General features: G+C 71.9%; 9 protein-coding genes. 6 read left to right on the forward strand and 3 right to left on the reverse strand.

Translation table 11 applies throughout. The features are described from left to right. Positions 1 to 523 precede the first annotated feature (523 nt). The 6 genes from OGL89_RS08770 (at position 524) to trmB (ending at position 7,612) form a co-directional block, all read left to right on the forward strand. Complete coding sequence (locus OGL89_RS08770; protein WP_263119589.1) at positions 524 to 2,110, forward strand: glycosyltransferase family 2 protein; 1,587 nt, start codon at positions 524 to 526, stop codon at positions 2,108 to 2,110. Continuing rightward, positions 2,103 to 3,848, forward strand: coding sequence for a glycosyl hydrolase (locus OGL89_RS08775; RefSeq protein ID WP_263119591.1), 1,746 nt, complete (start codon positions 2,103 to 2,105; stop codon positions 3,846 to 3,848). The genes OGL89_RS08770 and OGL89_RS08775 overlap by 8 nt, the downstream gene beginning before the upstream one ends. 44 nt (positions 3,849 to 3,892) lie before the next feature. Further along, positions 3,893 to 5,308, forward strand: a complete 1,416-nt coding sequence (locus OGL89_RS08780; protein WP_263119593.1) for a UDP-glucose/GDP-mannose dehydrogenase family protein — start codon at positions 3,893 to 3,895, stop codon at positions 5,306 to 5,308. A gap of 97 nt (positions 5,309 to 5,405) precedes the next feature. Next, a complete protein-coding gene (locus OGL89_RS08785; RefSeq protein ID WP_263119595.1) occupies positions 5,406 to 6,179 on the forward strand; it encodes a VOC family protein in 774 nt (257 codons plus the stop codon). A 3-nt stretch (positions 6,180 to 6,182) separates the two neighbouring features. Then, positions 6,183 to 6,677, forward strand: a complete 495-nt coding sequence (locus tag OGL89_RS08790; protein WP_263119597.1) for a hypothetical protein — start codon at positions 6,183 to 6,185, stop codon at positions 6,675 to 6,677. A gap of 170 nt (positions 6,678 to 6,847) precedes the next feature. Beyond that, positions 6,848 to 7,612 (forward strand): tRNA (guanosine(46)-N7)-methyltransferase TrmB, encoded by a 765-nt coding sequence (trmB, locus tag OGL89_RS08795; protein WP_346770693.1) that lies wholly within the window; start codon positions 6,848 to 6,850, stop codon positions 7,610 to 7,612. Between the two features lie 18 nt (positions 7,613 to 7,630). Here the strand turns inward: trmB and OGL89_RS08800 are convergent, their stop codons facing one another. The 3 genes from OGL89_RS08800 to cydC all read right to left on the reverse strand — a co-directional run. Further along, on the reverse strand, positions 7,631 to 7,915 hold the full coding sequence (locus OGL89_RS08800; RefSeq protein WP_263119598.1) for a hypothetical protein: 285 nt from the start codon (positions 7,913 to 7,915) through the stop codon (positions 7,631 to 7,633). Beyond that, entirely contained in the window at positions 7,870 to 8,553 is a 684-nt protein-coding gene (locus OGL89_RS08805; RefSeq protein WP_263119599.1) for a hypothetical protein, read from the reverse strand. The genes OGL89_RS08800 and OGL89_RS08805 overlap by 46 nt, the downstream gene beginning before the upstream one ends. A 198-nt stretch (positions 8,554 to 8,751) precedes the next feature. Beyond that, on the reverse strand, positions 8,752 to 10,412 hold a 1,661-nt coding region (gene cydC / locus OGL89_RS08810; protein WP_263119600.1), incomplete at its 5' end, for a thiol reductant ABC exporter subunit CydC.

The following is a 10,412-nucleotide window of genomic DNA, read 5'->3' on the forward strand; positions in this document are numbered from 1 at the left end:
TCCGCTCAACCTTGAGTCGCGAGGAGCCGCAACTGGGTGACAGTCGGGCGGCCCGAGCGTTGACTCGGCAGTCACACCGTTCTGTGACTCCCCGGACCCCCGGCGGACACCTGCCGGTAACGCCTCTGCGACCGGAGAGGTAGCGGGCACGGAGCTGCCGAGACTCCGGTGTTATGTCTGGTTCTGGCGATTCATGACCGGACAAATACGGGCACACCGGGCAGCTTTGTGTGACACATCTCACAAACGCCTGAGTTGGGTTTGCCACGCCGCACCAGCCGCCCACAGTCTGGGCACCTCGCCGCACCGCGAACCGGGCGAGCGAGCCGACCCCTCCCTCTCACCCGATCTGTTCACCTGAACGGGTGATACGATCCCCGATCCAGTCACAGCGCAGTCCTCCCCGACGACGTCAGCACCCAGTTGACGTCCCACCTCCGGGAAGCGCACTCCAGCGCCGCGTCAACGTCGCCGACGGCATCCTCCGAGCCCCTCCGCTCCGACAGCCGACGAGGTGACGCGCATGTTCATCTTCATCCTGCAGATCCGCCACATGCTCGACGAACAGGCCGAGCTGTACCTGTTCACGGTGTTCTCCGCCCTGGTCTGGGCGCTCTGGCTGATCAAGGTCGCGCTGTCCCGGCGCTACCGGCCCTACCTCGAGGAGCACCACGAGACCACCAGCGTGGTCGTCCCCGTGGTCGACGAGCCCCTCGACCTGTTCCGTGACGTGCTGACCCGGGTCACCGAGCAGCGGCCGGACGAGGTCATCGTGGTGATCAACGGCAAGCCCAACCCCGGCCTGGAGGCGATCTGCGAGGAATTCGCGCCGCTGGTCAGCTGGGTGCACACCCCGATCCCGGGCAAGCGGAACGCGGTGAAGATCGGGACGGAGCTGTCTCGGTTCGACATCACGGTGCTGCTGGACTCGGACACGATCTGGACCCCCGGGACCCTCCGCGAGCTGGTCAAGCCGTTCGCCGACCCGAAGATCGGCGGGGTCACCACCCGGCAGCGGATCCTGGAGCCGACCCGCTCCTGGATCACCCGCTGGGCGGACTGGCTGGAGAACTCCCGCTCGCTGTACTCGATGCCCGCCCAGTCGGTGCTCGGCCAGGTCGGCTGCCTGCCCGGCCGGACCATCGCGTTCCGGCGGACGATCCTGGACCACGTCATGGAGGACTTCATGACCCAGCGGTTCATGGGCGTCTTCCTGGAGGTCTCCGACGACCGCACGCTGACCAACCTCACGCTCAAGGCCGGGTACCGGACCGTCTACCAGCACACCTCGCTGGTCTACACCGACGCCCCGCTCGAGGTGAAGAAGCTGTTCAAGCAGCAGCTCCGCTGGGCACGCGGCAGCCAGTACAACACCCTGCGGATGCTGCCCTGGATGCTCGGGCATGCCCCGATCCTGGCGGTGTTCTTCCTGTCCGACATCCTGCTGCCCTTCCTGCTGGTCGGGACGATCGCGGGCTGGATCTACCGCTCGGCCAGCGGCACCGGCGTGAACCTCTACCAGGCGGTGCTGGAGGCCTACGGCGCCCATGCCGGCTGGTTCTGGGTGATCGCGCTGATGATCACCTCCTCGGTGCTCTCGATGGCGATCCGGCAGATCCGGCACCTGCAGGAGGTCCCTGGCGACTTCTTCCGCCTGCCGGTGTTCATCATCGTGTCGACCTTCTTCCTGATGCCGGTCCGGCTGCTCGGCTTCCTGCGGATGGCGCACGCCTCCGGCTGGGGCACCCGCGCCGGGGCCTATGCCGGTGGCGACCCGGGCACCGAGACCGCACCCGCCGCGCCACAGCCGGACGACCGGGGACTGCTGGCCGAGCTCGAGCTGATGAGCCGTCCGGCTCCGGTCGACGTGGTGGACCGGGACGAGCCCGGCCTCGGCGGTCCCCGGCCGGTCGACCAGCGCACCGCCGACGGTGCGCTGGTCACCGAGACCCGGACCGCCCCGGTCACCGCACCCACCCGACGCGCGCACCGTGCGCCGGTGCCCGCACCCGCGCCGGCCCCGAAGCGCCGCCGGCTCAACCCGCTCGCCGCCATCCCCTACGGCATCGCCGTGGTGATCTTCGCGCTGGAGGCCCTGCTCTATGTCTGACGCACCGATCAAGCTGACCGGACCCGGGGCCACACCCGGCAAGGCCTGGTGGGCGCCCTCCATGGGCCGGATGACCACCAAGGCCCGGATCGCGACCGTGTCCATCGTCGCCGCACTGCTGGCGATCACCCTGGTGGTGTGGAACCTGCCGACGGTCTCCCAGATCGTCACCGGGGAGAGCACCACACCGGAGCTCACCGCCCGCGAGCAGGAACTGATGGCCGAGAACCAGCGGCTCCAGGACGAGCTCGACACCTCCCGTGCGCAGTCCGACTCGCTCCGCGACGTGGTCGCGGACGAGCAGGCCGCCCGCAAGAAGGGCGAGGACGCCCGCGCCCAGGCCGAGGCCGAGCGCCAGGCCTCGGCCGGGTCCTCGGCGTCCTCCGGGTCCTCGTCCGGGTCGTCCTCCTCGTCCGGGTCGTCGGGTCGCACCTCGGGCTCGGGCAACCGGGGCACCGCCAGTGCCGCCGCACCGGCCGCCGGCAGCGAGGGCGGCGCCGCCAACCCCTCCGCCCCGCAGCCCACCGAGCCGGACGCACCCGCACCGGTCACCAAGCCCAGCGCCCCGACCAAGGCCGAGCTGCTGAACCCCAGCACCCGGTACTTCGGGATGTACACCGAGCAGGCACCCTTCAACTGGGCGACCTTCGACGACGCCGCGCAGGAGGTCGGCCGCAGCCAGAACCTGGTCGGCTACTTCGGCGGCTGGGACCAGACCTACCGGTCCAACGCGGTCACCCGGTCCTGGGAGCGTGGGCTGCTGCCCATGCTGACCTGGGAGTCCCGGCCGATCGCCGCCAAGAACGACGTGGTCGAGGAGCCGGACTACACGCTGCCGAAGATCATCGACGGCGACTTCGACGCCTACCTGACCCAGTACGCCCAGGACATCGTCGCCACCGGTCTGCCGCTGGCGATCCGGCTCGACCACGAGATGAACGGCGTCTGGTACCCGTGGGCCGAGTCCACCGGGTCGGGCGAGTCGATCAACGGCAACAGCCCTGGTGACTTCGTGAAGATGTGGCAGCACGTGCACGACATCTTCGAGGCCAACGGCGCGAACGACCTGGTGATCTGGGTCTGGTCGCCGAACATCGTCAACAACCTGCCCACCGCCAAGCAGGGGCTGGACACCCTCCAGGGCCTCTACCCCGGCGACGACTACGTCGACTGGGTCGGAGTCTCCGGCTACCAGCGCCCGCCCTACAAGGCCGACAACGACGCCACCTTCAGCTACACCTTCGACCGCACGCTGAACCAGCTCCGGCAGCTGACCGACAAGAAGATCCTCCTGGCCGAGGTCGGCGCCTCCGAGACCGGTGGCACCAAACCCGCCTGGGTGCAGTCGTTCTTCCAGGGCTTCGACCCCGGCCGCAACGACGACGTGATCGGCTTCGCCTGGTTCAACCTCGCGGTGACCACCTACGTCGACGGACAGCTCTCCACCAACGACTGGCGGGTGGACTCCCGGGCGAACTCGCTCGCCGCGTTCAGCACCGGCCTCGCCGACCCGGCCCGGAACTTCGGCGGACAGGTGCTCGCCACGGCCACCACCGGGACCACCGAGCAGTCCACCGCCCAGGCCCAGCTCACCGCACCCGCGGCCACCCCGGAGCCGACCGCCGAGCCGACCGCCGAGCCGACGGCCGTACCCACCGCCGAGCCGACCGCGACACCCGGCACGAGCGCCGACCCCACGCCCACCCCCTCAGCCAGCGGCACCGGGGCCACCCCGTGAACCGCCCGACCCGCCGCACCCGCCGACTTTCCGAGGAGACCGCCATGAACGACCCGTTCCTGAACGCCGCCGAGCTCTCCGCCGCCGACCTGTCCGAGGCCGTGCCCGCCCCGGCACCCGACGGCTCCCCGATCCGGATCGCCGTCTTCGGCACCGGCTACCTGGGCGCCACCCACGCCGTCGCGATGGCCGAACTCGGCTTCGAGGTCTGGGGCGCCGACACCGACCAGAGCAAGGTCGACGCCCTGGCCGCGGGGAAGGTGCCGTTCTACGAGCCCGGACTCGACCCACTGCTCGCCCAGCACCTGGACGCCGGTCGGATCCGGTTCACCACCGACCTCGCCGCAGCGGCCGCCTGGGGCGACGTGCACTTCATCTGCGTCGGCACCCCGCAGCAGAAGACCTCGCACGCCGCGAATCTGTCCTACGTCGAGTCCGCCGCGACCACCATCGCCCGGAACCTGACCAAGGACGCGCTGATCGTCGGCAAGTCCACCGTCCCGGTCGGCACCGCCGCCCGGCTTCGTGAGCTGATCGCCGCCGAGGTGCCCGCCGGGCTGCGGGCGGAGCTGGTCTGGAACCCGGAGTTCCTCCGGGAGGGAAAGGCCGTCCAGGACACCCTGCACCCGGACCGGATCGTGCTCGGCGGCACCAGCGCGCAGGCCGAGGCCACGCTGCGTGAGGTCTACGCCGGCCCGATCGCCGAGGGCACCCCGGTCGTGGTCACCGACCTGCCGACCGCCGAGCTGGTCAAGGTCTCCGCCAACGCCTTCCTGGCCACCAAGATCAGCTTCATCAACGCCATCTCCGGGGTGTGCGAGGCCGCCGGTGCCGACGTCACCGTGCTCGCCGACGCCCTCGGCCACGACACCCGGATCGGCCGCCAGTTCCTGGACGCCGGACTCGGCTTCGGCGGCGGCTGCCTGCCCAAGGACATCCGCGCGCTCATGCACCGGGCGAACGAGCTCGGCGCCTACCGCGCATCCGCCCTGCTGCAACAGGTGGACGAGATCAACATGGGCCAGCGCGAGCGCGTGCTCGACCTGGCGGTCCAGGCCTGCGGCGGCTCGGTGCTCAACCACCGGATCGGCGTGCTGGGCGCGGCCTTCAAGCCGCACACCGACGACGTCCGGGACTCCCCCGCGCTGAACGTCGCCGCCGCGCTGCACCTGCGCGGCGCCCAGGTCACCGTCTTCGACCCGGAGGCCGGGGACACCGCCCGCCGGTCGTTCCCGACCCTGTCCTACGCGACCAGCGTCGAGGAGGCGGTCGAGGGCACCGACGTGGTCCTGGTCCTCACCGAGTGGGACCAGTTCACCACCGCCGACCCCACCGCCCTCGCCCCGCTGACCCACGCCCCGCGGGTGATCGACGCCCGCGGCAAGCTCGACCCGCAGACCTGGCGCGGGGCGGGCTGGGAGTTCGCCGGGCTCGGCCGGAGCGTCGCACCCGCGGCCTGAGGCCCATCGGGGGTGCCGGACCGCCGTCCAGGGGAGGCGATCCGGCACCCCCGGTGCTGTGATAGAGGTCACGACCGCCCAGCTCGAGGAGAGCGTCATGACCGTGCGCGACCAGCCCTGGCCCGAGGGCACCCCCTGTTTCGCCGAACTGACCACACCCGACCTGGACGCGGCCGAGGCCTTCTACGGGCCGCTGTTCGGCTGGACCTTCGACCGGGGTCCCGCGGAGATGAACCACTACACCACCGCCCTGCTGCACGGTCACCGTGCCGCGGCCTTCAATCCGCCGATGCCCGGCGCCCCGCAACCGGCGGGCTGGCTCACCCACCTGAGCACCGCAGACGCCACCGCCTCCGCCGCCCGCGCCGCCTCCGCCGGGGCACAGGTCCTCCGTGCCCCGATGCCGGTGATGGAGTTCGGCACCCTGGCCGTGATCGCCGACCCGTTCGGCGCGGTGTTCGCACTCTGGCAGGCCAAGAGCGACATCGGCGCGCAGATCGTCGACGAGCCCGGCGCGATGTACTGGAACGAGCACATGTCCCCGCACCTCGCCGCCGCCCAGGACTTCTACCGGACCTTGTTCGGCTACCACTACGACGACATGAGCGCCCCCGGCTTCGAGTACGCCACCTTCGACGTCGGCCACGGGGAGATCGGCGGCATGGGCGGCGGCTCGGAGATCGCCCGCTGGGTCGTCACCTTCGCGGTCGCCGACACCGACGCCTCGGTCGCGGAGGCCGTGCGGCTCGGCGGCACCGTGCACCACGAGCCCGAGGACAGCCCCTACGGCCGGATCGCCGGGATCGCCGGACCCTTCGGCGAGCGGTTCTACCTGATGTCGACCGGCCGGCCGGACACCCCGGAGGCCTGACCGATGACCCTGGGCCCCGCCCTCTCCGGCCTGGCCGCCCTCCTGCTGCTCGCCGGCTGTGCCGGCGGTGTCGACCCCGGCGACGGCACCGCCGCGACCGCCACACCCACCGCATCCGAGAGCGACACGGCGACCCTGGACCTGACCGCCGGCTCCAGCATGATCGGCCTGCCCGCCGAGCTCGGCACGGCACCCACCGACTCCGCCGCCGGTGCGGCCCGCATCGCCGACGACGGCCTGATCGCCATCGTCACCTTCGGCTCCTCCACCTGCCCGCAGGTCCCCGACTCCCCCGCCACCGGTACGGACAGCGCCGTGACGGTCACCTTCCCGACCCCGACCGACGGCCCGTGCACCCTGGACTACGTGCCCGCCACGACCGTGATCGCCCTGCCGGACGGGGTGCGGGCGGACAGCGACCTGAGCGTGACGATCGGCGACTTCGGCGCGGTGACGCTGCCGGTGGGGTCGACCGAGGCGGTCTGGGTCACGGGCTGAGCGGGTCGAGCGGGCTGAGCGATTTGACCCTGCACCACGGTGCGAGGTGGACCCACCGGTCTGCTCGACGACCAGTGTCCCGACCCGGCGGCGCCCTGCCCGATCGTGCGGGCCCTCGGCGGGGACTGAGTCCACCCACGGGCCCGGTGCGGCGCACTACCCTCGTCGCCGTGCAGAACGACACGTCCGACCGGCTGCCCGGTTCCGACTTCCACCCCGCCCCTCAGCTGCGCGGGGGGCCGCTGCGCACCTTCCACCCACGCCGGGCACCGCTCGGGGCGCACCGAGCGGACGCCCTGGAACGCCTCTGGCCGTCCTACGGGGTCTCGGTGCACGACCCCGAGCTCGGCCTGCCCCCGCTGACGTCCACCGGCACGCTCGACACCACGGCCCTGTTCGGCCGGAGGGCGCCCCTGGTGGTCGAGATCGGCTCCGGCATGGGCGACGCCACCGCCGCGATGGCCGCCGACGACCCGGACCGGGACTACCTGGCGATCGAGGTGCACCTGCCCGGCATCGCGCACCTGCTGACCCTGATCGAGGACGCCGACCTCACGAACGTCCGGCTGGCGCACGGCGACGCGCTCGAGCTGTTCCGCACCCGGATCGCACCGGACAGCCTGGATGCGGTGCACGTCTTCTTCCCCGATCCCTGGCCCAAGGCACGGCACCACAAGCGACGGATCATCGCGCCCGAGCACGTCGCCCTGATCCGGTCCCGGCTGCGCCCCGGTGGCGTGCTGCACTGCGCCACCGACTGGGAGCCCTACGCGGAGCAGATGCTGGAGGTGCTGACCGCGGACCCCGGGCTGAGCAACCCGCACGGCGGCTTCGCCCCCCGGTCGGCCACCCGCCCGGTGACCCGGTTCGAGCAGCGCGGCGTGGACGCGGGCCGGACGATCCGGGACCTGGTAGGGGTCAGGACCGTGGACTGACCGCCCTCGATCTGTCGATCAGGTCCAGGCGTGCTTCACACACGCGCCGATGGAGCCTCCCGTCCATCCCGCTGCGACGGCGATACAGGGCGCGCACGCCACCATCGTGGCGCAGGCGGCGGAGCACGCGACGCTGATGACCGCGAGAACGGCCCAGTTGATCCCGATCTGGTTCAGGCAGTTGTTGAGCTTCTTCCAGCTCAATCCCACCGGCACGACCTCGGCGGATGACACCTCGGCCTCAGGATCGAGGAGGGTCAGGTCCTGGACGAGAACGCCGTCGGCCCACATCCGGAAGGCCACGGCATCGTCACCCGCCATCGCGCAGCCATCTCCACGATCGCGACGTCGTCACCGACGATCGAGAACGTCACGCACGACACCTCGGGCAGGTCGGTGCCGATCAACGGCACCGTCACGAGGGTGGTGGCGTCGATCGTGTGGACGGTCGCCGACGTGTCATCGGCGCGCAACCCGCTGGCCGGGACGAAGCCTGCCGCCCGCACCGTTGCGAGAACATCCTGCGCGTGCGAGTCCGATACCGCGCCGAGTTCACTCTGCGTCGCGGCGATCTCACTCACGAGGTCCGAGACCGCGCCCTCACTCAGGTCAGGCGTCACCGTCGTGTCCGGCGCGCTGATGCGCGTCGCCACGAGGCCGACCGCGGAGGACGGCAGCACGAGGGAGTCCGGGACGGTGGGAGGTCGCGCGCTGATCGTCGCCGTCGCCAGCCCGCATGCGACCAGGGCCGCAGCCACAGCGACCACCACCGAACCGGTCCAGCGCGGTGGTCGCTGTCCACGGCCGACGTGGAGCGCGATGATGCCCGCCCCCACGAGCATGCTGAATCCTGCGAGCCAGAACAGCACCGCCACGTCAGCGAACACTCGGAGACGGCTGACGGCGATGATGCCGAGTGCCAGCAGCACCATCGCGATCACACTGGACCTTCGATCGCCATGACCCTGGCGTCCTGTCATGGGGAACCACCTCTTTCGGCCGCTCGCGACACCCCAGCCCCGTTGCTGAACGGTCGAGGGCATCGTCGGGAGCGCTGGGTGGTCCTGGTCCAGGGGATCACGGCGTGTTGAGTGCGCGAACCCGGGGATTGAGTGGGCGAACTTCAGGGGTGAGCGCCGTCAGCCGTTCAGCTCCCCGATCCCCACCACCCGGTCCGCGGTCCGCACGGCCCCCGGACGGTGCGCGATCACCAGCACGGTCCGGCCGCGGCAGACCTCGACCAGGGCGTCCTGGATCTCCGCCTCGGTGGCGACGTCGAGCTGGCTGGTGGCCTCGTCCAGGATCAGGATCGGGGCGTCGAGCAGCAGGGCGCGGGCGATCGCCAGGCGCTGGCGCTGCCCACCGGACAGGCGCTCGCCCATCTCCCCGACCCGGGTGTCGTAGCCGTCGGGCATGGCGACGACGGCGTCGTGCAGAGCGGCACGACGGCAGGCCTGCTCGAGGTCGGCGTCGGTGGCGTCGGGGGCGGCGAGCCGGAGGTTGGCGGCCAGGGTGTCGTTGAACAGGTAGGTGCTCTGGCCGACGACGGCGATGTGCGCGCGCAGGTCGTCCAGGGCGACGTCGCGAATGTCGACACCGCCGAGCAGGACCCGGCCGGACTGCGGGTCCCAGGCCCGGGTGAGCAGGCTGACCAGGGTGGACTTGCCGGAGCCGGAGGGGCCGACCACGGCGGTGGTGCTGCCCGCGGGGATCTCCAGTCCGACCCGGTCGAGCACCGGCCCGGCGGCGCGGGCCCGGGTGGGCAGGGCGTCGTCGGGGTCGAGCTCGGGCACCGGATAGCCGAAGGTGACGTCCTCGAACCGGATGTCGAGCGGTCCGTCGGGCAGCGGGACCGGGTCGGCGGGGCTGGTGGTGGCAGGTGCGGCGTCGGTGATCCGCCAGATCCGGCGGGCGGCGGCGAAGGCCTGTTCCAGGTCGGGGGCGACGTCCTCGACCGCGAGCACCGGGGTGAAGACCGCGAGCGCGACCACGACGGTGACGACCAGGCCGTCCCAGGCGAGCAGGCCGTCCGCGGTCCGGGCCGCGCCGATCAGCGCCACCGCGGCGACCGCGGCGACCATCAGCACCGCGTTGGCGGCGCGGCGGCGTGCGGTCCAGACCGCGAGCACGTCCAGGCCGGAGCCGACCCGGTCGGCCAGCTCCCGCGCCTCGTCGCGACGGCGACGTGCGGCACCGAATGCCAGGACTTCCCGGACGCCCTGCAGGGACTCGGTGACCAGCTGGGCGAGGCGACCGCGCTCACCGCGGACCCGGGTGGCGGCCTCGGCGCTCGGGCCGCGGCCCCAGGCAGGCACCCCGGCCCCGACCAGCACCAGGAACGGCAGCAGCACCAGCGCGAGCACCGGGTCGGTGGTGACGGCCAGGGCGGTCAGCGTGATCACCGGCACGAGGACGGCGCTGAGCGCGGGCACCAGGGTGTGCGCGAAGAACACCTCGACCCGGTCGACGTCCTTCGTGGCGCGGTTCACCAGGTCGCCGGTGCGGCGGGACAGCACCCCGGCCGGGGACTGCGGGGCCAGGTGGTCGTAGAAGTCCACCCGCAGCATGGCGAGGGCCCGGAACGCGACCGCGTGGCCGGAGAACTGCTCCAGGTAGCGCAGCACGCCCTTGACCAGGGAGAGGACCACCAGGGTCCACACGGTCGGGGCGATCGCGGCGGTCGGGTCGGTCGCGACCCGGGCGATCCCGGCGGCGGCGACGGCGAGCAGGGCGATGCCGATCAGCTGACCGATCACCCGGCAGATCAGGGACAGGCCGAGCGGGGGCAGCACCGGGCGGC

Source organism: Cellulomonas sp. RIT-PI-Y (assembly GCF_025642745.1).
Classification (GTDB): domain Bacteria; phylum Actinomycetota; class Actinomycetes; order Actinomycetales; family Cellulomonadaceae; genus Cellulomonas.

Excerpts from the sequence above, each read along its gene's own strand:
- OGL89_RS08770 (WP_263119589.1), top strand. The coding sequence starts at position 524 with ATGTTCATCTTCATCCTGCAGATCCGCCACATGCTCGACGAACAGGCC.
- OGL89_RS08775 (WP_263119591.1), top strand. The coding sequence starts at position 2,103 with ATGTCTGACGCACCGATCAAGCTGACCGGACCCGGGGCCACACCCGGC.
- OGL89_RS08780 (WP_263119593.1), top strand. The coding sequence starts at position 3,893 with ATGAACGACCCGTTCCTGAACGCCGCCGAGCTCTCCGCCGCCGACCTG.
- OGL89_RS08785 (WP_263119595.1), top strand. The coding sequence starts at position 5,406 with ATGACCGTGCGCGACCAGCCCTGGCCCGAGGGCACCCCCTGTTTCGCC.
- OGL89_RS08790 (WP_263119597.1), top strand. The coding sequence starts at position 6,183 with ATGACCCTGGGCCCCGCCCTCTCCGGCCTGGCCGCCCTCCTGCTGCTC.